Below are 25,370 nucleotides of genomic sequence, written 5' to 3'. Positions count from 1 at the left end.
AATGAAGAGTTTTCCAAAATTGATAACCATACGGAATGTAAAATGAACCTGCGTTTACTCCATGCTTTTGTGATGCTGGCCGAAAAAGAGAATTATGCCGACGCCGCTGACGCGCTGGCGATATCGCAACCCGCGCTGACCAAACAGATTAACCTGCTGGAATCGACGCTAAGTGTTTCACTGTTTGCCCGAGGGCGGCACGGTACACGCCTGACTACCGGCGGCCAGCTGTTATTGCCTGAGGCGAAAAAGGTATTGAAACAAAACGCGGTGTTTCTGCAGCACGCAGTGCAGGTAGCAAAAGGCGGCGAAGGGGTGATTGCTGCCGGGTTCGGCTTATCGAGTTTTCTCATCGCGCCGCAGTGCATTGCGCGGTTCAGGGCGGAATATCCCGGTGTCGAATTCCGGCTTGAAGATATGCCGTCTGCGCATCAGTACGACATGTTGCACAGCGGGGAATTGCAGGTGGGATTCGTCCGCGTGCCGCCGCCCGCACCGCTCAGTTATCAGGTGTTGTTTGAAGATAATCTGGTGCTGGTCGTGCCGGAAGATAATGGGTTGAGCCTCAGAGAGTGGCTTAAAAAATTGCCACTGTTGCGCTTATACGCTGAGCGCGGCCGCGGGCTGAACGCGCAAACCGATCGCTTTCTGGAGGAGAACCGCTGTTTTGCGTCATCCACCCAACAGGCGGAAGATATTCAGACCATCGTCGCGCTGGTGATCGCCGGAATAGGTGTGGCGCTGTTGCCGCAAAGCGTCACCCACATCGCGCCGCCGGGGCTGAAAATTATTCCGCTGACCGGCAGCGCGACGCGCTGGCAGGTAGGCATCGCGTGGGATGCGCAGACGACAGACCCAGTCCGCGATAACTTTGTGAAGATGGTGACCGGCTACGGTGACGCAACCGGCTGAGCGCCGGGCGGCTAACTTTCCTGATGCAGAGACTGCATCACCCGCGCATGTTCGCTGGCATCGAGGCAGACAAATTCCGGCAGCAGGCTGGCGGCCGCCTGTTTCAGCGCATCGATTAACGCCACGACGCTCGCGCGCGGCGGCTTCGATTGCGGCGTAGTCACGCCAAAATAATAGGGAATGTCGACGTCCAGTTCCCTGAGCACCACGCCCGCCACCGGCAAACCGTAGGCAGTCACTGGCTCCATAATCGCGACGCCTAATCCTGAGCGAATACACGACAAAATATTCACTGACGAGTTGGTCTCAATGACACCGGCCGGTTTGACCTTCGCTTTGCGTAAAACCTGCTCATAACGCCTGCGTAAGCGATACGGGTTATACGGTGTGATCAGCTTGCGGGACGACAGACTGCTCAGCAAAACCTGACTTTTTTGCGCCAGCGGATCGTCCTCTCTCAGCGCCAGCACGCAGCGCGACTGACCAATCCAATGAATCTGAACGCCCTGATGTTCCAGGGGCAGGCTGCTGATCCCAAGCTCCGCCTGCCCGGTAATGATTGCATGCGCCGTCTGCTCGGCGGAATCACTGAGAATTTGCACCGCGTCGTCGAGGCTGAGCCTTGCCAGCGCAGTCGGCAACAGCCCGGATGACATGGACGGTGTCGCGGCGATCAGCAGCGGCGTTTTTTCCTCTTTCCAGATTTCATTCGCCCGCAGGCGTATCTGCTGCAATGAACTTAGCGCCGTTTCGACATATTCATGCAGCCGCAATGCCTGCTCGGTCGGATAAATGCGCGGACCGTTACGTAAAAATAACGGATAACCAATCGCGTTTTCCAAATCCTGAATCAGCCGGGTCACAGCAGGCTGCGAGCGCTGTAATACCTTCGCTGCCGCAGTCACGCTGCCGGACGATATCACCGCGGAGAAGGCCTCCAGCTGGCGAAGATCAAGATCATTGAGTGAAGTCATTTTCTGCATCCGGGATCCTATTTTTCATCGACCACGATTATCAATTGCATTTTTTGAATAAGCTAATTATTAATTAGTATTAAGAATACGCATACAGATTAATTCATAATGCGTTTTTCGTATAATCGATTATACGCTATTTCGCTTAATTCTTCGACGTTCAGGGGTGAAATTATGTCCGCACAGGTTGACAGCCAGACCGGTTTAGACGCACTGGAACAGCGCCTGTATGAGGATCTGTCTTTACTCGAGTTGCCAGCCAAACCCTGGGTGCCGGAACGTACGCATGATGGTGCCGTGGTAAGGGACGTGGTGGTGATCGGCGCGGGGATGTGTGGTCTGGCAGCGACGGCAAAACTGATCCTGACCGGGATTAATAACGTCGTTGCTTTTGATGCCGCACCCGCCGGTCTCGAAGGACCGTGGGTGACTTTTGCCCGTATGGAAACCCTGCGTTCGCCGAAAACCCTGCACGGCCCGGCGCTTGGCCTGCCGCAGCTGACCTTCCGCGCCTGGTTTACCGCGCAGTGGGGATGCGAAGCCTGGGAATCGCTGGATAAAATCCCTAAACAGCAGTGGATGGAGTATCTGGTCTGGTATCGCAAGGTGCTGCATTTACCGGTGCGTAACAATGTCCGCATGACCGGTATTGAAGCTGCCGGTGATCTTATTGCGCTCAATCTTGAGGGTGCCGAAACGGGCAGGGTATACACGCGGCGTCTGGTGCTGGCAACCGGCCGCTCAGGTCTGGGCGGTTTTGCTGTTCCCGATTTTCTCGAAGGTATCGACCGCCGCTTCTGGGCGCACTCGGCTGACGACATAGATTTTACCGCGCTGCAAGGCAAGCGTATCGCCGTGATCGGCGCAGGCGCGTCTTCAATGGATAACGCCGCTACGGCGCTGGAATCCGGTGCGGCCGGCGTTGACCTGCTGATCCGCCGCAAAGAAATGCCACGCATAAACAAAATGACCGGTATTGGCAGTCAGGGCGTGGTGCATGGTATGCATCAGCTGTCTGATGCGTGGAAATGGAAATTTGCGGATTACACTGCCGCTTCCCAGACGCCGCCACCGCGTTCATCAACCCTGCGTGTTTCCCTCCATCCGAATGCCCGCTTTTTACTCGATTGCGGTATCCGCACAGTGACACAAGAGGCGGAAAACCTGTTGATTGAAACCACGCAGCAGCCGATGCGTTATGACTTTTTGATCGCCGCGACTGGCTTCAAAAATGATTTCAGCGGTCGTCCTGAGTTTGCCGCGCTGGCGCCGCATATCCGCAGCTGGTCGGATGGCCGGTATACGCCAGAAATGGGCGCGCCACGTACGGAAATGCTGGCGTCTCCCGATCTTGGCCCTGCCTTTGAGTTTCGTGAAAAAATCCCCGGCGCGTGCCCGATGCTGGCACACATCCACTGTTTCAACGATGCGGCCATGCTGACACACGGCAAAGTATCCGGCGATATTCCGGCGGTCAGCGCCGGTGCCGACCGTCTGGTGCGCGGTATCACCGCCTCACTGTTTGCCGAAGACGCTGAAACCCATTTCGCCAGTCTGATGGCTTACGACATTCCCGAACTTCAGGGAGATGAATGGTTTGATTCCACTCCCTTACTTAATAAGGACAACGCATTGTGACTGATGCAATAGACAAGGCGGCGGGGCTCTCGCCTGAGGATGCGCTTTATGCCACGCGGCGCTTTCGTCCGGAATTTGTGGATGGCGCAGAGTTGTGCCGCCTCTCGGTGTTACAGCCTGCAAACGATCAGGGGCTGGCCGCTGATTTACGGCTGGCGCTGGCTCAGCGCATTGCCGCGCTGAATGCCGACCACTCGCTGGTACAGGACTATGCCGCTCAGCTGGCACAAAGTCAGCCGACGCCACCGGTGCTGGCATTAGCCGCAGGGGAAACCCATCTTGCCGAACCGCTGGCGACAATTGCCCGCCACGTCGATGTGATCACGCTGACACCGGCGAGTGCCGACGTCGGGGACATCCGCCGGCTGGAATCCGCCGGGCTGACCAGTCCGCAGATCGTTGCGCTTTCCGAACTGATCGCCTTCGTCAATTTCCAGACCAAAGTGGCCGCCGGATTGCGCCTGATGGAGTTGTCATGATCCCCTCGGTAAAACTCAAGCCGCTGGTGTGGCATCCGCATATCGCCCCGGTCGAGGTGACTGACGCCACGCCGGAGCAGATTGAGGCCATGAAAGTCACGCCATCGAATAAGAAAATTTCGGAATATGTGCGCACGCTGGCGCATGACCCGGAGAGTTACGTGGCGCGTACCGTGCTGTTCAACGCCATCATGTACGTCGAAGGTGGCCTTAAACATGCCGATCGCGAACTTGGTGCGCTGGGTGCGTCGGTCGCCAATGGCTGCAAGTTCTGTGCAGTGGTACATGCGCGGCGGCACGCCCATCTGACTCAGAACGACGATGTGGTCAGCGCGCTGTATTTCGATAAACCGGAACTGCTCGCCCCACGCGATGCGGCCATCGACCGCTTTGCCCGTCGCCTCTCGGCGGTCCCTTCGCAGGCGACAAAGGACGATATCGCCGCTTTGCTGTCCGCCGGCATGGATGACAAAGAGATCGTCGACCTTATCCACGCCATTTCTATCTTTGGCTGGGCCAACCGTCTGATGCACGTTCTCGGCCACGCCGATAGCGGCAAATAACGTCAACGCAGCCTGAAGGAATTCACCCTAAATGCTTGAACTCGACAATATAAAGCTCTCTTACGGCAACTCACACATCCTCAACGGCGTGAACCTCTCGGTAAAACGCGGGGATGTGGTGTCCATTATCGGGCCGAGTGGCACCGGTAAAACCACGCTGTTGCGCTGTATCAATTATCTGGCTAAACCGGCGTCAGGCAGCATCACGTTTGACCAAATCCGGATGGATTATCAGTCTGTAAACAAGGCTGCCGTTCAGGCGATTCGCCTGCGCACGGCGATGGTGTTCCAGCAATTTAACGTCTTCAAAAATATGACGGTCATTCAGAACGTGATGGATCCGCTGATGGTGGTGCAACGCAAGTCGGCGGATGAAGCACGTAAAATCGCGCTGGAAGAACTGGATCGCGTCGGTCTCTCGGCAAAGCGCGACCACTATCCGTCCCAACTTTCTGGCGGCCAGTTGCAACGCACGGGTATCGCCCGCGCGCTGGCGGTGCGGCCAGATGTCATCCTCTTCGACGAACCGACTTCATCGCTGGATCCGGAGCTCGTTGGGGAAGTACTGAAAGTTATCAAAGATGTTACCTCATCCGGCATCACCTCTTTGCTGGTCACTCATGAGATGCAGTTTGCGAAAAGTGTCTCTAATCGCATCGTGTTTATGGATAAAGGTGTCGTCGCCGCTGAAGGGAGCCCGACCGAAATTTTCGATACGCCTTCCAATCCACGACTTGCACAGTTCCTGAATTCTGAACACTCACTCTAATAAAAAAGGATCCTAACCATGCCTGCAAACAACACCACTTTCCGTTGCCGCCTCAGCCTGACCGTACTGGGCACCGTGGCTATCGCCGTTTCCGCCATGAGCCCTGTCTCTGCCGAAACCGTTCGTACTATTAAAATCGCCACTGCGGCGGAATCCAAACCGCTGTCATGGGGCGCTATCGGCGTTGAGCCACAAGGTTATGAGCCGGATCTGCTGCGTGCCATCAACGCGAAGCTGCCGCAGTACAAATTCGTGCTGGAAGGTGCGGCGGATATCGCCCAGGAAACCGGGCTGGCGACCGGTAAATACGACATGGCCACCGGCGGTTTTTACATCGCACCGGCGCGCAGCAAGCAGTTTCTGATCCCGGCCACCCCGATGGGCGCCAGCCTGATGAAGATCTATAGCCGTAAAGACAGCAACCTTAACGACATCAAATCGCTGGTCGGTAAGAAAATAGTTCCGGTCACCGCAGGCGGCGGCGTCTATAAGTTTGTGAACCAGTGGCAGCAGGAAAACCCGGATTACAAAGTGACCATCACCGCCTCCAGCGCCGGTGTGCCTTATCCGGATCGCCTGAAGGAAGTGCAGAGCGGCAAATATGATGCGCTGATCCTGCCGTCCAATCTCGGGGAGCAGACCGTTATCGATAACCAGAAACTGAACATTCAGGCCAGCGAACCGGTGTCCATCAATAATACCTACGTGCTTATCCACCGCTCTGACGAAAACCAGCCGCTGGCGGACGACGTGAATAAAGCGCTGAAAGAACTGAAAGACGACGGCACGATGGACAAGCTCTCGCAGAAGTGGTTTGGCGAAGACGTGGTGAAATACATGAAGTAAGGCGCGTAAGAGTTATGCCTGCTTTCGTCAACGGTGACAGCCGAATTTATAACCAGGAGAATTGAACGTGGAACTCTCAACAATGATCCCTGAGCTGCTTTCGGCTTTGCCGTTGACACTCGCGATTATGTTTGTGGCGCTTGTGGCTGGCTTCGTGCTGGCAATGATTGCGACCGTCTTTCGGGTTCGCAGGATCCCGGTTCTCAGCCAACTGGCGGACTTGTACGTCTCGTATGCCCGAAGCGTGCCGGTGGTGTTGCAACTGTTTGTCGCATTTTACGGACTGCCGGTGATTGTGGGACTCTTCGGTATGAAGGATTTTATTACGCCGACGCTGGCGTCGATGGTCGGGCTGAGCCTCTATCACGGCGGATATTTGTCAGAAGTCATCCGCCCGGCTTACCTGGCGGTGGAGCGTGGTCAGCATGATGCTGCGGACAGTCTGGGCTACACCTTCCGTCAGAAAATAACCCGCATCGCAGGCCCGCAGGCGCTGCACATCGGATTACCCGGCTACGGTAATGCGGTCATTTATATGATCCACAACGTGGCGCTGGTGATGTACATCGGTGCGGCAGATGTGATGGCGACAGCGCACCTGATCATGGAACGTTCGTATAACCAGTATCAGTTCGGCACCTATCTGGTGCTGGGGGTGATCTACTCCATGCTGTGCCTGATTTCATGGCTGATCATTCGTTTCTTTGAGCTGCGTTTCGCCCGTTACCATTCCAAAACGGCACCGGCGAAAATTAAACTCACGGCGAACATCTGACGCAGAGAAGGGCTTTAACTATGTTTGATATTGATGTTTTGCTGCCGGATTTCCTGAGTATTCTGGATGCCGTGCCGGTCACACTGGCCATGGCGCTGACGATTTTTATCTTTTCAACGCTGGTCGGTGGCCTGTTTGCGCTGATTGAATACCGCAGAATCCCGGTGCTGCGTGAACTGGTGGTGGCGTACAAAATTGCCTTCAAAGGCATCCCGATGGTAGTGATGATTTTCCTCGCTTACTACGGCCTGCCACCGGCACTGCACTTTATCGCCTCACTGTTTGGCGTCAGCTACAACGCGCATTCGCTGCCAAACTGGACGATTGTGATTGTCGCACTGACGGCCTGTGTGGCGGCGTTTCAGGCTGAGGTGATCAAAGGGGCGCTCAACTCGTTTGATACCGGTCAGGCCGACGCGGCCCTTTCGCTGGGGTATAAAAACAGCCAGCTGTTCCGGCGTGTTATGTTCCCGCAGGTGATCATTGCGGCGATCCCCGATCTGGCTAACTCGTTCATGGTGATCATGAAGGCGCTGTCGCTGGCGTTCGCCATTGAAGTGGTGGACATCTTCGCGCAGGCGCAGCTGACCGCCGCGCTGAATTACTATTATCTCGAGGCATTTTTGGTTGCGGTGGTGTTCTACATGGTGATCGCCTACGTGGTCACTAAAATCGCCGACAAGCTGGAGGCGGTGCTCAGGATCCGTACCTGAGAGAACGAGGCAATACCGTTTTTCATCTCCGGCCTGCTGATGTCAAAACCAGCGGGCCGGATTGCTTTGACGGTTACGGTGACGTTGACGTAATCAGGCGTAAGATACCTCTTTCTCATACTATTTTTATGCAGGATAAGAGGTGTGTATGGCTATGCAACCGTCTAAAAAGTTTCGTATTTATAAGCCGCTGAAGGGCATCACCCATACTTTCGGAGAACAATGGTTTGCGCTGAAAGCCGAAGCCTTCGCCCGTTTTTTCGGGACCCCGGCGTTTCTGGTGGGGCAAACGGTGATCGTGGCCGTGTGGATTTATCTCAACGTCTCCGGCATGTCTAAATTTGACCCCTATCCGTTTATCCTGCTGAATCTGGCCTTTAGCTTACAGGCCGCCTACGCTGCGCCGCTGATCCTCCTCGCCCAGACCCGCCAGGCCGAACGTGATCAGGCTCATGCGCTGGCAGATGCCCAGCACCGCGAAGACCTCGACGATGCCATGGCGCAGCGCCAGACCGTCGCCGAACAAAATTCCGCGCAGATGCTGGTTCTGATCCAGCAAAACATCGAACTCACCTCGCTGACCAAACAAATGGCCGAGCGCATTGAAACGCTGGCCAATCAGCTGGCGAGCCGGTAGGGACAAGGAATACTTCAGCTGCGCGGCGAGGGAATGAATACGCGGCTGAATATCGTCCTGATCCATTATTTATTCGTGTTTTTTTAGAAAGTCATAAACTCAGAGATATATCTGATAATTCATATCAAATAAAAATAATTCACCGTTGGTGAGTATTTGATTTGCTTTTCATGGGCTTTATTTAATGAACCTTTTAAGTGATTGCAAATCTGAATATATGACAGCCAGGGACAACCTCAGGAAGTTGTTACGCTGTCCTATGAAACTATAACCTGGGAACATATCTCGACAGGCACAAGCGCTTACAGCTTATGGAATGACAGAGTGATGTAAATAATTTATCCATACTGGCAGGCGTAAGATGCTCCCTGCCAGTTTTTGGAAAGTAACATGCATATTTTGCTGTTCAGTTCCGTTTTTCACTGTCACTTTTCCCCCACGGTTTCACGCCGGTTATTTCAAAACATTTACTCTTATCTTTCACATAATAAACACCCGAGAATGCACCGCCGACGGGGCAGGAATGATAGGATGAAAAGGCAAAAGCGATGTTTATGACAGGTCCTAGTAATACCGATATAAAGAAAATTATACAGGTAATCATTCCGATTTTATCTACATATTTAATTAAGCTTGGATCTACCTTTTTATTTCTGGTGAAAAATGAACTCAAAAAAACAAATTCATAGGCTAAATATAATGGCATCACAGTCAAAATGGGTAAACTCCTCCAGTTGAAATAGATTACATCTCCTAATGACAGGAGTTTAAGGATATCTTGTAATGTCAAAGCAACAAGAAAAGGCAAAGGTAACGGGAAAATAATAACAGCGATTATTCTGGCTATGATATTTTTTTTAGAGTTTAGTGTTTCATTTGTTTTGTTTGAATTATTCATTGTGTTTTAACTCAGAAGTTTTGTTATCTTTATGGATTTTCTCTGCTCCCCATGCTTTCACGCCGGTTATCTCAAAACATTTACTCTTATCTTTCACATAATAAACACCCGAGAATGCACCGCCGACGGGGCAGGAATGATAGGAGGAAAAGGCAAAACCGATGTTGATTAATGGCCCTGCGAAAACAGCAGGGAAAAAGGTAAAGATAGTGAATGCAGTAATATGAAGCATGTACTTAAGTATAGCCGGATGTGCCTTCCAGTCCTTTGAAAAGAAACAACTGATGAAAAGAATCTCAAAATAGATCATCATGGGTATGCTGGTCAGTATAGGGAGTGCACGCCAGTTAAAATAAATAACATCACTGCCAGAGAATAAATTTAAGAAGTCTGTACTACAAACAGTGCCAAAAAAATAAATGATGAACGGCAGGGATATTACTAGTACATACAAACAACAGATGCCTTTTGTTTTGTCTCGCATATGAGTTACCTGGCTCAACTTTTTTGAAATAATAATTCGCAATTATTCTGAAAGCTTATTCGCGTTAGGGCCATTTATTTTACCCCATGCTTCCACGCCGGTTATCTCAAAACATTTACTCTTATCTTTCACATAATAAACACCCGAGAATGCACCGCCGACGGGGCAGGAATGATAGGAGGAAAAGGCAAAACCGATGTTGATCAAGGGGCACGCTATTAAAGATGAGAAAAATACGAAACAATAAATAATTGTCATATGTAGCATGTATTTCAACAGCAGTGGGCTGGCTTTCTTATCTTCAGTAAAGAAACAACTTATAAACAGCAGTTCAAGGTAAATCATGAAAGGAGCTGAAGATAAGATTGGAATCACTCTCCAGTTATAATAAACAACACCAGTACCACTAAACAACAATATTAAGTCATTAATGCAATAACGAAAAAGAAAGAAAAGCAATATAGGGAAAACAGTTACCAACAATGACAAGTATAATACATTCTTATATCCAGAGCTCATATGGTTACCAAATACTTTTAGGTGAAGTAGAGAATGGATGATTCCTTATATTCCATTCTTCAATTAAAACTCTTTCTTTCAATCCTTTATCTATGAGGATTTTAACCTCTTCAGAGATATGGAATTTCTTATCCAATGAATCCAGCGCCAAGGTGATTACAAAACCGATTGTGACTATAATAAAAATACCTGCTGAAATAGGCAATGTCACGCCAGTCATGATTGCTATGCCTGCGATTAATGCAAATGCAAGCTTCGCCACAAAAATCGTCACAATAATCTTCGCCATATCTATCGTAATGTCCCCTACGAAATCAATGACGGTATATTCATTTTTAAAAATGAGTTCAATCGCGCGATAGCCTAAAGAGAACCAGATACAAAAGCGGGCACCGCTGATGATCCCGGCATTTTTACCGGCGGTACCAATGCCCAGTTCCAATACTTGCGGATTATTGATGGCGTAGCGGGTGCCTTTCAGGATACGGCGGATCCCGGCTCTGCCCGTGATTTTGACATACTCGATACCTTTATACTTATAGATAAAGGCTTTAATACCTAAACTCTTAAATCGAAAAATAAGCTGCTGGGAGCTGTTAAAATGCGTGGTCAGTTTCCGAATGTTTTTAATACCCCCATAAGTATCATTGATATTTCCTGCGTAGGTGGCTATCGGATCCCCGGAAACCAGTAGCTGGTTGAGTACCGCATCGGCTTCATCAAGTGTGAGCAGCATAATGTGCGTGGTATTTTTCTCAAACACCGCCTCCAGCCCTAAAGTATCGAGAATATATTCATGCTGCGGTATCAACTGATTCACCGGTACATTGCCGCGCAGGTAATCGCCCAGATAGCCCGCTGCCGAACTGGTTTGCCGGAGTTCATCTGGCGGTACCCGGACATCTAATTCATTCTTCATTTAATATCATCCTGATTATCAATGAGGAGGTTCATATTATTCTTAAATCTCTGTTAATCATTGATCCAGGTTGTAATATTAAAAATTAAAACGCATTAAATATAATCATTAAAATGATGATATCGATTTGTATTATTCAGATAACTAATAACCGCTAATTAGCAGTTATTAATGTCACTAACGCTTTTCTTGTATTTATCACCGATAGCCATCACCAGACTCATTGCCGCAGGCAGCACCGTCAGCGTAACCAGCGTGGCAACAAACAGTCCGCCGATAAACGCCAGGGCCATCGGCCCCCAAAATACCTGATGGGAAATGGGGAGCATCCCGAGGATCGCGGCGCAGGCGGTGAGGACGATAGGGCGAGCACGGTGAGCGGCGGCGGTGATAATGGCTTCGTCGTTCACCATGCCTGACCGACGGTTGTTATCCACCTTGTTGATGAGAATAACCGCATTGCGAATAGGCGGTTTCGCAGGACGGATTGCAAGATGGCCTGATAAACCCCAGCCAGCTTTCCCGGTTCAGCCTGCTGATGCATTTTTTTGCCAGAAAGCAGCCATGTGCCCATCAGAGGCGAAAACAGCACAGCGACGACCCAGGAGCTGAGTAGGGAAATCAGCACCACGGCAAACAGGGATAAACAATATTCTCCGGCGCTGGAGACGGCGAAGCCGACCGGAATAAATCCGGCGATCATGACCAGCGTGCCGGTGAGCATAGGAAAAGCCGTCGTTTTGAACGCATAGGTTGCGGCGTGCCAGCGGGTATTACCGGCTTCGAGCCGCGCCACCATGGCTTCCACGGTAATCATTGCGTCATCAACCAACAATCCGAGCGCAATGATCAGCGCGCCGAGTGAGATACGTTGCAGCCCGATACCCGCCAGCATCATGCCCACGAAGGTCATGGCCAGCACCAGCGTGATCGCCGCCGCAACCACCAGGCCCGCCCGCATTCCCAGCGAAATGAAAGAGACTGCCAGTACGATGGCGACAGCCTCAAGCAGTACCCGAAGAAATCCGCTGACTGCCTGTTGCACGACAGCGGACTGATCGGCCACTTTGGTCATCTCAATCCCATGCGGCAGGCGCTGTCCGATGCTGGCCATCTGCTGATTGATAGCTTTACCAAAGTCAGTCATATTGCCGGTCGCTGCCATTGAAATCGCCAGACCGATCGCGGGCTGACCGTTAACGCGAAACGCGAGGGCGGGCGGCGTCTGGCTCTGACGGTCAATCGTGGCGACGTCGGTCAGCGGAATATAACGACCGGCGATGTGCAGCGTCACGGCACGCAGACTGTCTTCAGAATTCAGCGCGCCACTGGCCCGCAGGGCAATATTTTCTTTGTCAGTGCGTAACGTTCCGGCGGGCACCACTGCATTTTGCGCCTTGAGGGCATCGGTGACCTGTTGCAGGTCGATACCCATTCCGGCCAGTTTACGGGGCGAGAACGCGATAACAATCTGCTCTTCCTGAATGCCGATAAGATTGATTTTGCCGATATCCGGCAGCGACATGAGGCTACGGCGGATTTGCTCCACCTGCTCACGCAGTTCTCTTGCGCTATACCCTTCGGCAGTAAACCCGTAAATCGTGCCAAAAGTATCGGAAAATTCATCGTTAACCGATACGCCCTGAACCCCCTGCGGCCGCGTCGGGCTGATATCCTGCATTTTTTTACGTACCTGATACCAGACGTCTGCAACGGCTGCGGGCGGGGGCGAGGAGTCAGCCAGATGGCGCGCTCCTGCAACAGTTCTCTCAGATCGATGGCACTCTTGTTCAGGGAACGCTGACCGGCATCCGCCAGAGACAGCAGATGAAGTTCGTCGGTCAGACGGCTGAGGTGCTGAAGCTGCTTCATCACCATGTTTAGCTGATCAGGCTCAGGATTGAACACGCCGTCGATCATACCCTGCAACCGGCCGATATGACGATCACCACCAGAACGCCAGCCGCATCGGCGTCATCTTCAATAACCAGCACTCGTTTAGTCTGCATTTAGGTAACCTTGACAGTTTCTTCATAATTCCCAAGCAGTTTATTGACACTGCCTCTTCATACTTCCTGCTTAAGACGCGCCCTGGACCCCTTGCGGAACGTCAGACAATAACGGGTAACGAGGAATTCATGATAACCAGAAAATTGATAATGCACATGACCTGCTTTGCAATGACCGGCGGCTATAGGTGGCTCGACGATCACGCCGCTGACAGCCCGATCGTGTTTCGCCGTAATCAGGCGACGGCGTCAGCGGCGATTTTATATACCTTCTGACGCCTTTTCGTTCATCAACATGACAAAATTGCTTTTTTTGTTAATTTCCGCGCCGGTGGCATTTTCCGGCGCGGGCAGAGCTCAGTATTTCTTAGGCAGTTTACGACAAATTGAAATCAGTTTCCCTCTGCAGACCTCGATGTAGCCACCTTTGCTGAGGGCAGAGATAATACTGACAATACCGCTTTTTGAAAGACGACTTCGATATTTTATATAATTAATTATGCTGGTTTTTATTCTGATTTCATAAGGCAACTTTTCGAGCTCATACAATAATCCGCGAACTATTTCATAGGCAGTTCTATTGACTAATAGCTCAATTCTGCTGGCAGTATAATCATTGAGATAAGCCTGGTAGTCGAGAACTGTTTTTATCAAATTATGTGTGCTGATCAACTCTATACATTGATTTAATGGCAGTGTTTTTACAACACAATGGTGATGTAATCGGAAACGGTAGTAATTATATCGGTAAAGAGATCCCTCAATGCCTAAGATGAATGGCGCCAGTGCAGAGGCATAGAGTAAATTGTCAGAGGATTTATAGATATCAATCTTCCCCTCAAACAGCAACAAGACGAGTAACTCGTCATTTTCCACGAATTCAAAGTCTTTGCCCTCAGGTTCAATATCCACATCTTTAGCGTCCTGCTTAAAAATGTTTATTAATTTAATGATTGCAGCTTCATTTTTGACGGGCTCATTGACAGATTTCATTGGCTCACCTAAAAATCATAAAACATATATCTTCAAGCCTTAGCCTCAGGGGTAAGGTATGCGTAATTTTCAATTTCTCGTATAAGGTAACAGATAATGCCCTGATCATTTTTTACTTCAATGAACCCTCCGCCGGTAACGGAGTGGGATAATCTGCGAAAAGTCAACAGGGTCGGATAATTCCCTTGCAAAGACCCGGAATAATGAAGACTAACCTCAATTAAGTGTTTTATCACACAGCGGTAAATACATCCTCGCTGGTTGGATTTAGGTGATATTTAAAGTAATGCAAAAGGTACAATTGCCTGTGAATACATAATTTTTTAAATGTATGTATATTGAGATGAACGTTTCATTTTTATCTGGTTAATCTAATGAACTAATCCCTTCTGGTAATTATAGATTCTTTTCGTTGTGAGGTCAGCGGTTAAAAAGTACCATTATTGTACTTTATGACTATTATTACATGCTCCATTTCCCATGCTATAAAGTGTAATTACCTCAGGCAGTTAGTAATTCATCACTTTGCTATTGACAAAACCCGTAAAGAATATAATTTAAGGAGCATGCTCATGAAACTGCTACGAAATAAATCTGATTTCAGGGAGTGGATGATGAATGACTTTATTAAAATAAAAAGTGAATGGGATACGCTGGATTATCTTGAATCGGAAAGAGAGCTTGAATTGGGTATGCCGGATTCGTTTCCCTGTCTGGTTTATATTGTGTCAGGCAGGAGTGCCTTAGAACCAGAAGTTCCTGCATTTATGTCTCGTAATGAATTACAACATTGGATAGAAATAATGAAATTAGCCGATGAGCATTAGGATTTTATAAATATCAGTGTGTTATGTATCAGAAGATCGGTGGCTGAGGATGGGTTGATAAGCCTCACTACGATAAAGGGTTTGACCACTCATCATTGATCCTTTTTTGGCCACAAAATGCCATCAATCCTCCCCCGGTGGCACCCTCACATTTCCCTCGTTTAGCCCCTCTGCGCGCACCTTTAAGCGCAATTTTGTGCCTTAGTAATGCCCCTATAAGCGTGCCATGACAGCATTATCGGTCATAAAATCAGCATCTTATTGATTCGTATGCAAAAGAATAAACAATTCTATACAAAATAAATTATTGAGCCGGGGGCAAAAAAGCCATATATTGGCCGCGTTTTTTCACGGTAGTTACCTTTTTAATTCATTTATTCAACTTAGTCGTTAGCGATAACACTCGGTTGTAGGAGAGATATGATGACGGATAAAGTCCGTATTGATAATTTAGGTGCGAATTCATTACATGGAAACAATGAAACCTATTTGGCGAGACAAGCTGAATTTGAATCGAACGTCAGGAGCTATCCACGTAAATTGCCGTTAGCGATTGCTAAAGCAAACGGCGTGTGGATCACAGATGTTGAAGATAATCAATATCTTGACTGCCTGGCGGGCGCAGGAACGTTAGCCCTTGGACATAACCATCCTGACGTGCTGCAAAGCATCCAAACTGTCATTACCAGCGGCTTGCCGTTACATACACTGGATCTGACAACGCCGTTGAAAGACCAGTTCTCTGAATATCTGCTTTCTTTATTGCCGCAACAGGGCAAAGAGTATTGCCTCCAGTTCACCGGCCCATCTGGCGCCGATGCGGTGGAAGCTGCGTTGAAACTGGCCAAAAAGTACACCGGCCGTTCCGGCGTGATCAGCTTCTCCGGCGGCTATCACGGCATGACCCATGGCGCGCTGGCGGTCACAGGTAACCTGTCACCGAAAGAAGCTGTTAACGGCATGATGCCTGAAGTGCAGTTTATGCCTTACCCGCACCAATACCGTTGCCCGCTGGGCATTGGCGGTGACGCGGGCGTTAAAGCATTAACGTATTACTTTGATAACCTGATCAACGACGTTGAAAGCGGCGTGCGTAAGCCTGCGGCGGTCATTCTGGAAGCCGTTCAGGGTGAAGGTGGCGTGAACCCGGCACCTGCCGAGTGGTTGCAGCGTATCCGTAAAGTGACTCAGGAACATGGCATTCTGCTGATCCTCGACGAAGTTCAGGCTGGTTTCTGCCGTACCGGCAAACAGTTCGCCTTCGAACACGCAGGCATTGAGCCAGATATCATTGTGATGTCTAAAGCTGTCGGCGGCGGTTTGCCACTGGCCGTTCTGGGTATCAAAAAACAATTCGACGCCTGGTCTCCGGGTCATCATACCGGTACATTCCGCGGCAACCAGCTGGCGATGGCGACCGGCCTGACCACGCTGAAAATTCTCAAAGAAGAGAAGATTGCCGAGAAAGTGGCGGCACAGGGCGAGTGGCTGAAAGGCAAACTGGCTGATATGCAGAAACGTTACCCGGTCATCGGTAACGTGCGCGGTCTGGGCTTAATGATTGGTATCGAGATCGTGAAACCAAACGAAGCGCAGGATCATATGGGTTGCTACCCGGCTGACGGCGATCTTTCCGCGCTGTTGCAGAAAAAATGCTTCGAAGCGGGTCTGATCCTCGAACGCGGTGGCCGCAACGGTTGCGTTCTGCGCCTGCTGCCATCCCTGCTGATCACCAATGATGAACTGGGTATTTTCCTGGATAAATTTGAACAGGCCCTGTTAGCGGCTGGCGTCAAACCTGTCTGAGTGGAGTGAATGACCGCGATGTCCGAGTTAAACCCGATTCTGGCGGCTTCAGCGCAAAGCACTGAAGCGTACCAGCAGGCGATTGCACAAAGCAGCGCCGCTGTCGTGCAGTGGCTGCAACAGCCTGAGATGTATCAGGGGAAATCCGTTGCCGAGCTGCGTGAGCGCATTACGCTTGATTTCAATCCAAACGGCCTGGGCAATCAGGCCGCCATTGAACGTGCGATTGAGTACTTTTTGAAAGACAGCCTGTCGGTGCATCACCCGCAGTGCGTCGCGCATTTACATTGCCCGAGCCTGGTGATCAGCCAGGCCGCTGAAGTGTTGATTAATGCGACTAACCAGAGCATGGACTCCTGGGACCAAAGCCCGTCAGCCACCATCATTGAGATGAAGCTGATTGAATGGCTGCGTACTCAGGTCGGTTATCAGGCTGGCGATGCGGGTGTGTTCACCAGCGGTGGCACCCAGAGTAACCTGATGGGGCTGATGCTGGCGCGTGACGCCTTCTTCGCCCGTCAGGGGCACTCTGTTCAGCAAGACGGTCTGGTCGGTAATCTGAAGAAGATCAAAGTATTCTGTTCTGAAAATGCTCATTTCTCGGTGCAGAAGAACATGGCATTGCTCGGTCTGGGTTATCAGTCGGTCACTCTGGTGAAAACCGATGAGTTTGCCCGTATGGACGTTAACGATCTGAAAGAGAAACTTGCTGCGGCGCAGGCCAACGGCGAGCAAATTCTGGCAATTGTGGCGACCGCGGGTACCACCGATGCAGGTGCGATTGATCCGCTGCGTGAGATTGCCCTGCTGGCCGCTGAGCAGCAGATTTGGGTGCATGTGGATGCGGCCTGGGGCGGCGCGCTGTTGCTGTCTGAAAAATACCGTGACTATCTGGATGGCATCGAGTTAGTGGATTCCATCACCCTGGACTTCCACAAGCAGTTCTTCCAGACCATCAGCTGCGGCGCTTTCCTGCTGAAAGAAGCGCGCCACTATGAGCTGATGCGTTATCAGGCGGCTTACCTGAACTCCGAGTTTGACGAAGAAGCGGGCGTGCCGAATCTGGTGTCCAAATCGTTGCAGACCACCCGTCGTTTCGATGCGTTGAAATTGTGGATGGGTCTGGAAGCGTTAGGGCAGAAGCAGTACGCCGAAATTATCGATCACGGGGTAACGCTGGCACAAGACGTGGCGAAATTCGTCACCGCTGAGCCGTCGCTGGAACTGGTCATGCAGCCACAGCTGGCCAGCGTACTGTTCCGCTACCGTCCTGAGCAACTGGCTCACAGCAGCGATGCAGCTATCGCGCTGCTGAACCAGAAAATCGGCGATGCGTTGCTCGACTCTGGCCGCGCTAACGTGGGTGTTACCGAGCACAACGGCGTGACCTGTCTGAAGCTGACCTTGCTGAACCCGACCGTGACGCTGGACGATGTGAAAGTTCTGCTGGCGCTGGTGGATAAAACCGCTCAGCAGCTGCTGAACGCGTAAAACGGGGTTTTGCGTGAGTTCGCATTAACCCGTACGCCTTAAAAAAGCCGGTGACATGAAGATGTGACCGGCTTTTTTGTGTCTGAATCTCAACGAAACAACGCGCCTTCTTTCCTGTCACCGCTCACTTAAAAACTTGTCCTCGAGCGTCGCCTCTAACCCCAGCATGGCGTTTTCGGCGTGCTGCATGTGTTCGGTCATGATCTGCCGGACGGCGGCGGCGTCCTGACGGCGCATGGCGTCAATCAGCTTATATTGATAATCAATTCCCGCGCTGCGTTCCACCGGTTCGGGGCGCTGGTAGATGTCTTTGCAGACGGCCAGGTCTTTCAGCAGACGTTGCAGGAAGTGGCAGATAAACGCCAGCAGGACGTTATCGGAGTAGCTGGCGACCACGCCGTGGAAATCCAGTTCGGCCATGCGCTGCTCCCACCGCTCGGTTTCGTCAGCGGGCTCGTGGTCGTAAACGGCGATGAGCTGATGTAACTGTTCAAACCCTTTGGCGTCGATATTACCGATGGCGCTTACCGCGACCAGCGGTTCCAGGGCTTTGCGCAGGGCGTAGATATTACTGATAGACAGCTGGCGGGTGAACAGATAGTTCGACAGCAAACTCATGGCGCGGGATTCGGTCATGGAATCGATAAACGCGCCGCCGCCTGGCCCGGTTTTTGTACGGATAAGCCCCTGAACCTCCAGCGATTTCAGCGCTTCCCGCACCGTGCCTTTGCCCGCAGCGTAGCGGGTGATCAGGTCTTTTTCCTGCGGCAGGCGGTCGCCCGGCAGCAGATTTTCACTGATGATGCTTTCTTTAATGGCATCGACGATTTCGTCGGTACGCTTGCGGCGTATTGGTTCCGGCTGGTGTGACGTTTCAGTGCTCATAAATCCCTTCATCGGCTCAAACTCTGGGCGCGCTGGCCAACAGACGTTGCGTGTAGTCGTGCTGCGGCGCGTTGAACAGCATGTCATTATCGGCGCATTCTACCAAATCCCCGTGATACATCACCGCCACGCGATCGGCAATTGACTCTACCACTGCCAGATCATGGCTGATGAACAGATAGGAGAGGCCGAAGTCACGTTTTAGCTGATCGAGTAGCAATAGCACCTGCGCCTGCACTGAGACATCCAGCGCGCTGACCGGCTCGTCGAGTACCAGAATACGCGCCTCGGCGGCGAGTGCGCGGGCAATCGCCAGCCGCTGCGCCTGTCCGCCAGAAAACTCATGGGGATAACCGGTGAGCGCGTCGGCGGGCATTTGCACCGCGTCCATCAGCTCCAGCATCCGCGCTTTACGCCGCGCGGCAGGGTAGTGGCACAGATATCGCAGCGGAACGTCGAGGGTATCGGCGATCGTTTTACGGGGATTGAGCGACGCTACCGGATCCTGAAACACGTACTGAATCATCTTGCCGAACGTTTTATCGCCGCGCCGGATGTGCGCTGACATTTCTTCGCCCATCAGTGTGACGGTGCCGGATGTCGGGCGTTCCAGCCCGACCAGCATCCGCGCCAGCGTACTTTTCCCCGAGCCACTTTCTCCGACCACCGCCAGCGTCTCGCCTTTCGCAAGGTTGAACGATACGCCTTTGACCGCGTTGACCTGATGCTGTTTCCCTGAGAACCAGCCTGACGTACTGCGGAAGGTTTTCACCAGTCCACTGACTTCAATCACATTGCTCATCGTGCCTCCGGCTGCGTATGTTGAGTGGCATAAAGTTCGCCGACCTGCTTAAGGAAACCCCGCCCCTGACCGAGTTTCGGCACGCTGGCAATCAGTCTGCGGGTGTAGTCGTGTTGCGGATCTCGCAGCACAGCGCCGGTCTCTCCGGTTTCGACGATTTCGCCGTGACGCATCACCGCCACGCGGTCACAGATCTGGGCGATAACGCCAAAATCATGGGTGATGAACAGCAGCGTCAGGCCGCGCTCGCGCCGCAGTTGTTGCAGCAGATCGAGAATGCGCGCCTGCACGGTGACGTCCAGCGCGGTGGTGGGTTCATCGGCAATGATAATTTCAGGATCATTGGCCAGCGCCATAGCAATCCCGACGCGCTGCCGCTGACCGCCAGAAAGCTGATGCGGGAAAGCATTGAAACGCGAAGCGGCATCCTCGATGCCAACGCTTGCGAGCAGCGCCAGCGCTTTCTCCTTAGCCGCGTGGGCGGAAAGGGCCTGATGTGCCTGAATGGCTTCGATTACCTGCGCACCAATGCTGAACTGCGGATGCAGGGTAGTGAGCGGATCCTGAAAAATGTAAGCCACGCGCGCCCCGCGCCTCTGCTGTAGCTGGTTTTGCGACAGCGATAGCATTTCTTCTCCGCCGACGTAAATCGCGCCGCCGGTGATTTCTCCCGGTGGCGATGATACCAGCCCCATCACGGAAAGCGCTGTGACGCTTTTCCCCGATCCGCTCTCGCCGATAAGACCCAGACACTCGCCCTTGGCAACGTGAAAACTGACGCTTTTGACGGCTGTGACCGACTGATTTCCTGAGCGGAAGTGGACCTGCAAATCCACCACTTCCAGCAGCGCATCGTTGCCTTTCTCGGCAGGCGGAACGCTGGCGCGGTTGACTGAAGTTACCGCGCGGGCGCGCAGTAGAATGCCGGATTTGAGGCGCGGATCCAGCAGATCGCGGATGCCGTCGCCGAGCAGGTTGAAACTCATCACCAGTAAGAAAATCATCAGTCCCGGCACAACGGAAACATGCGGTGCGCTGAACATTTGCGCGCGCCCCTGACCGAGCATCGAGCCAAGATCCGCATTTGGCGGCTGCGTGCCCAGCCCGAGGAATGACAGTCCGGCAGTTTCTAAAATCATCCAGCCGACGGTGGTGGACATGGTGACGACCACGACGGGCATGACGTTAGGCAGTACTTCGGTGAGCAAAATTTGCAGATGATTTTTACCGGACAACCGCGCCGCCTGAATAAAATCACGCTGGCGCAGGCCAACGGTCAGCCCGCGAATATTACGGGCGAAGAACGGAATATTGACCACCGCGATAGCATACAGAGCATTGAGCAGGCCGGGCCCCAGCACCGCGACGATGACCAGCGCCAGCAGAATATAAGGGAAAGCCATCAGCATATCGATCAGCCGCATCAGCAGGCTGTCGGTTTTGCCACCGGCATATCCGGCGACAAGGCCTATCAGCGTGCCGAAAAACGCCGCCAGCAGGGTGGCGCAGATCCCCACCGCCAGCGACACGCGCGTTCCCCATAGCAGGCGGGAAAGCATATCGCGACCCAGTGGATCGGTGCCCAGCCAGTGTCCGGGCGAAAACGGTGGCAGCAAACGGTTAAGCAGATCGGTGGCGTCCGGATCGGGGATTGGCAGCAGCGGCGCGGCGAGGGCGGCAGCGAAAGCCAGCACCAGCAGTGTCAGGCCGAGCGTTGCCAGCCGGTTAGCCAGCAGCAGCGACCATAAGGACTGGCGATGGCGCGACGTCGTGGAAGCAATAACCTGACTCATGATTTTAACCTCGGATCGAGAAGTGCCTGCAAAATATCCGCGCACAGGTTGATTAATACGTAGGCCGCAGCGGCGACCAGCACGCCGCCCTGAACCAGCAGCAGGTCACGGGTGGCAACGGCTTTCACCATCATCGCGCCCAGCCCCGGCCACTGGAAAACAGTCTCGATATACACCGCGCCGCCGAGGACAAAACCGGCCTGAATGCCAATGACGGGGATCACCGACACCAGCGCCATGCGAAAGGCGTGTTTATAAATCACTTTGCGTTCAGACAGCCCTTTGGCGCGGGCGGTGCGGATAAAGTCCTGGCGCAGCACTTCGAGCATTGCGGTGCGGGTCAGACGGGCGATTACGCCAGTCGCTACGATCGCCAGCGTGATAGCGGGCAGGGTCAGATGGTGCAGCAGATCCAGCCAGTTTCCGCCGCCCCAGACGGAGTACATCCCGGACGCAGGGAACCATTGCAGCTGGACGGCGAACAGCATGATCATCAATAGCCCAATCCAGAATGACGGCATGGAAATCCCCAGCAATACCAGCAGCGTGATAATCCGATCGCCCCAGCCGAACTGCCGTACCGCCGAGAAAATCCCCGCCAGCAGCCCCAGCACGGTGCTGAGCAACAGTGCGCAGCCGCCGAGCAGCAGCGTTGCGCCAAAGCGTTCCATCACTTCATCAATCACTGGCCGGTTCAGCACGTAAGAGCGACCCAAATCGCCGTGCAAAATATTGCCCGCCCAGATCAGATATTGCTGGTAGAGCGGTTTGTTTAGCCCCAGTTCCTGGTTAATACGCGCGACGTTTTCCGGCGTCGCCCATGCGCCCAGCAGTGCCTGCGCCGGATTTCCCGGGATCATCGCCATAATCAGAAAGACAATCAGCGACAACCCGATAAACACCGGAATGGTCGAGAGCAGTCTTTTAAGCACGTAACTCCCCATAAAATTCTCCGATTACTGTTTGGTCACCCGGTTGAGCAACAGGTTGAAGTTAGGTTGCAGTGCGAAATGCTCAATACGCGTAGAGGTCACGGCGTTCTGCTTCCAGTTGGCGACGAATATCCACGGCGCGTCGTCATGTACTAACTGCTGCACCTGCCTGTAAAGACCGGCGCGGGCGGCGGTGTCGGTGGTCATACGTGCTTTTTGCAGCAGAGTATCGACCTGCGGATTACTGTAATAGCCGGAGTTAAAGCCGCCTTTTTTCGGCCAGGCGTCAGTGCGCAGCGTCAGGAACGGCAGGGTATCCGGGTCGTTAGTCATCCACGCCATTTCTGCCATTTGAGTGTGATTATCCAGACCCGCGTTGACCTTCGACAGATAGGTATTCCACTCATAGGTTTGGATCGAAACGTTCAGCCCGACGGCTTTTAGATCCGCCTGAATTGCGGTCGCCATCGGAATCGGATCCAGCATCCCGGATCCCCCTTCGGTGACGTAAAAGGTCAGCGTTGTGCCTTCGGCACCGGCGGCTTTCAGCAGCGCGCGGGCTTTGGCAGGATCATACGGATAAGGTGTCACTTCTTTATTAGCCGCCCAGTTAAAGGCGCGGGGGATCGGTCCGTCGGCGACGTCCGCCGATCCCTGCAAAATATTGTCGGCCAGCGACTGTTTATTCACGGCGTAGTTTACCGCCTGCCGCACGCGCACGTCGTTGAACGGCGGTACCTGGGTATTGAGCATCACGTACCAGACGTGCGGGCCGGTGGTCTGATAGAGACGGAAGCGATTGCTTTTCTCCGCGAACAATTTGACTGTATCGGGCGGGACTTCCACCATGGCATCAATCCCGCCGGAAAGCATTTCCGCCACCCGTGTATTGCCATCGGTGATCGGCCTGAACACGACGTTTTTCACCGCCGGTTTACCGTCCCAGTAACCGTCATTGGCAGTCACCACCACGCGCTGATTGGCTGTCCATTCGGCAAACGTGAATGCGCCGGTACCAACCGGATGTCGTCCAAAGTCTTTGCCGTGTTTTTTCACGGCGGCGGGCGAGACAATAAGCCCGGTAGGTGTAGCGAGATTGGAAAGGAAAGGCGAGAAAGGCTCTTTAAGGGTAAATACCAGCGTGTTTTCATCTGGCGTTTCAATAGTTTTTATCGTCGAGAAGAAGAACGACAGCGGGAACGGACCGGTGTTGTGCCACGGATTTTTATCATCCAGCATGCGGTCAAAGGTGAACTTAGCCGCTTCGGCATTGAACGGCGTGCCGTCCTGAAATTTCACCCCTTCGCGCAAATGAAAGCGATAAGTGAGACCGTCCGGACTGATTTCCCAGCGCGTGGCGAGCGCCGGTTCAATATCCAGCTTTCCCTCGCCGTTTCGCACCAGTCCGTCGAAGATATTCACCAGAATGCGTGAGTCGTTGGCCGCTGTGGCGACCTGCGGATCCAGCGATTGTGGCTCCGCCACCTGACCAATTAACAGCGCATCCGCCGGGGTTTTTGCCTGCACCGGCAGCTGCCACGACAGCGCGCCAAAGCAAAGACAGAGCGGGATAACACACTTTCGCAAAGCTGGCAGCATATCGACCTCGTCGCTAAGTAAAACCTGTGATGAACACCTCAGGGGAAGAATCAGGCGTTGTCCTGTTTATTATTTATGCGTATAAATAAACGTAATTGCAATAATTTATACGCATAAATTTAACCAGACTGTCACGGAGTACTTATGACCTTTTCAATTGTCGCGCGGGATCCCCGTTCCGGGGCGCTGGGCGTCGCGACGGCCACCGCAGGACCTGCCGTGGGTGCGCTGGTGGTTCACGGCCAGGCGCAAACCGGTGCGATCGCCACGCAGGCGATGACCAATCCACTGTATGGCGAACAAGGTCTGGCGCTGTTACAGGAAGGATATGACGCCGCCGAAACGCTGAAAAAAATCCTGGAGAACGATGCAGACGCAGACCGAAGGCAGGTGCTGATTGTAGACAGTCAGGGTAACACCGCGCAGTGGAGTGGAGGGGCGTGTGGCGTGTGGGCAGGAAGTCTGACGGGGCAGCAGTGCGTGGTGGGCGGAAATCTGCTGACCGGCGGCGAAACGCTGGAAGCGATGCTGAAAACCTATGACGCGTATGACTCTCTGCCGCTCACTGACCGCCTGCTGGCGGCGATGAACGCCGGGGCAGAGGCCGGAGGCGACCGGCGGGGGCTGAAATCCGCCGCGCTCAAAATCTGGCACGATCGTCAATACGCCAGCGTCGATCTCCGCGCCGACTGGTCAGATGCACCGCTGCAAATGTTAGCGGACATCCTGCAACAGACCCGCGCGCCAGCTCACGCTGACTTTTTCGCCGCGCTGCCGAAAGGACGCCCAGGCGGGTGAAATTACTCTGCCATGCATCCCGCCGGATTGTGTACGCGTGTCGTTGACGGCGGATTATTGGCTAACTTACCGGCCGGACGGCGAGGGCGGCTGACCAACTCCCCGCCGCAGTTGGGGCAGATCCCACCCAGTTTACTTTCCGCGCACGCTGCGCAGAATGTGCATTCGAATGAACAAATTTTCGCGTCAGTCGATTCGGGCGGGAGATCTTTATCACAACATTCACAGCCTGGTCTGAGTTCGAGCATGATTGATTATCCTCTGATGGATAGCTTAGAAAAATTCTGTATGACGACAGCCAATATTTGC

Annotated in this window: 28 protein-coding genes and 1 pseudogene; 14 read left to right on the top strand and 15 right to left on the bottom strand. The window is 52.7% G+C overall.

What is annotated here, in order from left to right:
- Positions 1–42: 42 nt before the first annotated feature.
- Positions 43–912 (top strand): LysR family transcriptional regulator, encoded by an 870-nt coding sequence (locus GE278_22860; protein QLK63625.1) that lies wholly within the window; start codon positions 43–45, stop codon positions 910–912.
- Between the two features lie 11 nt (positions 913–923).
- On the opposite strand, the gene GE278_22855 is transcribed toward GE278_22860, so the two are convergent.
- Entirely contained in the window at positions 924–1,886 is a 963-nt protein-coding gene (locus GE278_22855) for a LysR family transcriptional regulator (GenBank protein QLK63624.1), read from the bottom strand.
- Positions 1,887–2,060: 174 nt separating this feature from the next.
- Here GE278_22855 and GE278_22850 point away from each other — a divergent pair, with 174 nt between their 5' ends.
- From GE278_22850 to GE278_22815, 8 genes are all read left to right on the top strand, one after another.
- Positions 2,061–3,524: a SidA/IucD/PvdA family monooxygenase gene (locus GE278_22850; GenBank protein QLK63623.1), complete on the top strand. Its 1,464-nt coding sequence runs from the start codon at positions 2,061–2,063 to the stop codon at positions 3,522–3,524.
- On the top strand, positions 3,521–4,003 hold the full coding sequence (locus tag GE278_22845; GenBank protein QLK63622.1) for a hypothetical protein: 483 nt from the start codon (positions 3,521–3,523) through the stop codon (positions 4,001–4,003). The genes GE278_22850 and GE278_22845 overlap by 4 nt, the downstream gene beginning before the upstream one ends.
- Positions 4,000–4,566 (top strand): peroxidase-related enzyme, encoded by a 567-nt coding sequence (locus GE278_22840; GenBank protein ID QLK63621.1) that lies wholly within the window; start codon positions 4,000–4,002, stop codon positions 4,564–4,566. The genes GE278_22845 and GE278_22840 overlap by 4 nt, the downstream gene beginning before the upstream one ends.
- Before the next feature lie 31 nt (positions 4,567–4,597).
- Positions 4,598–5,335: an ATP-binding cassette domain-containing protein gene (locus GE278_22835; protein QLK63620.1), complete on the top strand. Its 738-nt coding sequence runs from the start codon at positions 4,598–4,600 to the stop codon at positions 5,333–5,335.
- Between the two features lie 18 nt (positions 5,336–5,353).
- Entirely contained in the window at positions 5,354–6,181 is an 828-nt protein-coding gene (locus GE278_22830) for a transporter substrate-binding domain-containing protein (GenBank protein ID QLK63619.1), read from the top strand.
- Between the two features lie 67 nt (positions 6,182–6,248).
- Positions 6,249–6,956 carry an ABC transporter permease subunit gene (locus GE278_22825; protein QLK63618.1) on the top strand — a complete coding sequence of 236 codons (708 nt, stop codon included), beginning with the start codon at positions 6,249–6,251 and terminating at the stop codon, positions 6,954–6,956.
- A gap of 20 nt (positions 6,957–6,976) precedes the next feature.
- Positions 6,977–7,669 (top strand): ABC transporter permease subunit, encoded by a 693-nt coding sequence (locus GE278_22820; GenBank protein QLK63617.1) that lies wholly within the window; start codon positions 6,977–6,979, stop codon positions 7,667–7,669.
- Positions 7,670–7,823: 154 nt separating this feature from the next.
- Complete coding sequence (locus tag GE278_22815; GenBank protein QLK63616.1) at positions 7,824–8,306, top strand: DUF1003 domain-containing protein; 483 nt, start codon at positions 7,824–7,826, stop codon at positions 8,304–8,306.
- A 406-nt stretch (positions 8,307–8,712) separates the two neighbouring features.
- Here the strand turns inward: GE278_22815 and GE278_22810 are convergent, their stop codons facing one another.
- The 7 genes and pseudogenes from GE278_22810 to GE278_22780 form a co-directional block, all read right to left on the bottom strand.
- Positions 8,713–9,204, bottom strand: a complete 492-nt coding sequence (locus GE278_22810; GenBank protein QLK63615.1) for a DUF1240 domain-containing protein — start codon at positions 9,202–9,204, stop codon at positions 8,713–8,715.
- Entirely contained in the window at positions 9,197–9,688 is a 492-nt protein-coding gene (locus GE278_22805; protein ID QLK63614.1) for a DUF1240 domain-containing protein, read from the bottom strand. Before GE278_22805 ends, GE278_22810 begins: the two co-directional genes overlap by 8 nt.
- A 42-nt stretch (positions 9,689–9,730) precedes the next feature.
- Entirely contained in the window at positions 9,731–10,207 is a 477-nt protein-coding gene (locus GE278_22800; GenBank protein ID QLK63613.1) for a DUF1240 domain-containing protein, read from the bottom strand.
- 4 nt (positions 10,208–10,211) lie between these two features.
- Entirely contained in the window at positions 10,212–11,057 is an 846-nt protein-coding gene (locus GE278_22795) for a hypothetical protein (GenBank protein ID QLK63743.1), read from the bottom strand.
- 227 nt (positions 11,058–11,284) lie between these two features.
- On the bottom strand, positions 11,285–11,614 hold the full coding sequence (locus GE278_22790; protein QLK63612.1) for an MMPL family transporter: 330 nt from the start codon (positions 11,612–11,614) through the stop codon (positions 11,285–11,287).
- Complete coding sequence (locus tag GE278_22785; GenBank protein ID QLK63611.1) at positions 11,533–12,807, bottom strand: hypothetical protein; 1,275 nt, start codon at positions 12,805–12,807, stop codon at positions 11,533–11,535. Before GE278_22785 ends, GE278_22790 begins: the two co-directional genes overlap by 82 nt.
- A 47-nt stretch (positions 12,808–12,854) precedes the next feature.
- Positions 12,855–13,064: pseudogene (locus tag GE278_22780) on the bottom strand (two-component sensor histidine kinase).
- Between the two features lie 200 nt (positions 13,065–13,264).
- On the opposite strand from GE278_22780, the gene GE278_22775 reads away from it, so the two are divergent.
- The gene (locus GE278_22775) at positions 13,265–13,411 is read left to right on the top strand and encodes a hypothetical protein (GenBank protein ID QLK63610.1); all 147 of its coding nucleotides are present in this window, start codon (positions 13,265–13,267) and stop codon (positions 13,409–13,411) included.
- Between the two features lie 81 nt (positions 13,412–13,492).
- On the opposite strand, the gene GE278_22770 is transcribed toward GE278_22775, so the two are convergent.
- The gene (locus GE278_22770; protein QLK63609.1) at positions 13,493–14,128 is read right to left on the bottom strand and encodes a hypothetical protein; all 636 of its coding nucleotides are present in this window, start codon (positions 14,126–14,128) and stop codon (positions 13,493–13,495) included.
- A gap of 572 nt (positions 14,129–14,700) precedes the next feature.
- Here GE278_22770 and GE278_22765 point away from each other — a divergent pair.
- From GE278_22765 to GE278_22755, 3 genes are all read left to right on the top strand, one after another.
- On the top strand, positions 14,701–14,955 hold the full coding sequence (locus tag GE278_22765; GenBank protein QLK63608.1) for a hypothetical protein: 255 nt from the start codon (positions 14,701–14,703) through the stop codon (positions 14,953–14,955).
- A 420-nt stretch (positions 14,956–15,375) separates the two neighbouring features.
- Complete coding sequence (locus tag GE278_22760; GenBank protein QLK63607.1) at positions 15,376–16,761, top strand: diaminobutyrate--2-oxoglutarate transaminase; 1,386 nt, start codon at positions 15,376–15,378, stop codon at positions 16,759–16,761.
- 18 nt (positions 16,762–16,779) lie between these two features.
- Positions 16,780–18,252 (top strand): aspartate aminotransferase family protein, encoded by a 1,473-nt coding sequence (locus tag GE278_22755; GenBank protein QLK63606.1) that lies wholly within the window; start codon positions 16,780–16,782, stop codon positions 18,250–18,252.
- A 117-nt stretch (positions 18,253–18,369) separates the two neighbouring features.
- On the opposite strand, the gene GE278_22750 is transcribed toward GE278_22755, so the two are convergent.
- From GE278_22750 to GE278_22730, 5 genes are read right to left on the bottom strand one after another with little or no spacing between them, the layout of a single operon-like run.
- Positions 18,370–19,137 (bottom strand): FCD domain-containing protein, encoded by a 768-nt coding sequence (locus GE278_22750; GenBank protein QLK63605.1) that lies wholly within the window; start codon positions 19,135–19,137, stop codon positions 18,370–18,372.
- 16 nt (positions 19,138–19,153) lie between these two features.
- Positions 19,154–19,939: an ATP-binding cassette domain-containing protein gene (locus GE278_22745; GenBank protein ID QLK63604.1), complete on the bottom strand. Its 786-nt coding sequence runs from the start codon at positions 19,937–19,939 to the stop codon at positions 19,154–19,156.
- Positions 19,936–21,732 (bottom strand): ABC transporter permease subunit, encoded by a 1,797-nt coding sequence (locus tag GE278_22740; protein ID QLK63603.1) that lies wholly within the window; start codon positions 21,730–21,732, stop codon positions 19,936–19,938. Before GE278_22740 ends, GE278_22745 begins: the two co-directional genes overlap by 4 nt.
- Entirely contained in the window at positions 21,729–22,676 is a 948-nt protein-coding gene (locus tag GE278_22735; GenBank protein QLK63602.1) for an ABC transporter permease subunit, read from the bottom strand. Before GE278_22735 ends, GE278_22740 begins: the two co-directional genes overlap by 4 nt.
- 12 nt (positions 22,677–22,688) lie before the next feature.
- Positions 22,689–24,263 (bottom strand): ABC transporter substrate-binding protein, encoded by a 1,575-nt coding sequence (locus tag GE278_22730; GenBank protein QLK63601.1) that lies wholly within the window; start codon positions 24,261–24,263, stop codon positions 22,689–22,691.
- A gap of 144 nt (positions 24,264–24,407) precedes the next feature.
- Here GE278_22730 and GE278_22725 point away from each other — a divergent pair, with 144 nt between their 5' ends.
- Positions 24,408–25,061, top strand: coding sequence for a DUF1028 domain-containing protein (locus GE278_22725; protein ID QLK63600.1), 654 nt, complete (start codon positions 24,408–24,410; stop codon positions 25,059–25,061).
- Between the two features lie 2 nt (positions 25,062–25,063).
- Here the strand turns inward: GE278_22725 and GE278_22720 are convergent, their stop codons facing one another.
- Positions 25,064–25,309, bottom strand: a complete 246-nt coding sequence (locus GE278_22720) for a DUF1272 domain-containing protein (protein QLK63599.1) — start codon at positions 25,307–25,309, stop codon at positions 25,064–25,066.
- Positions 25,310–25,370: the final 61 nt, after the last annotated feature.

The organism is Enterobacteriaceae bacterium Kacie_13 (assembly GCA_013457415.1).
In the GTDB taxonomy this organism is placed as follows: domain Bacteria; phylum Pseudomonadota; class Gammaproteobacteria; order Enterobacterales; family Enterobacteriaceae; genus Rahnella.
Note: the sequence above shows the minus strand (reverse complement) of the source record. Positions and strands in the feature narration are given on the sequence as shown.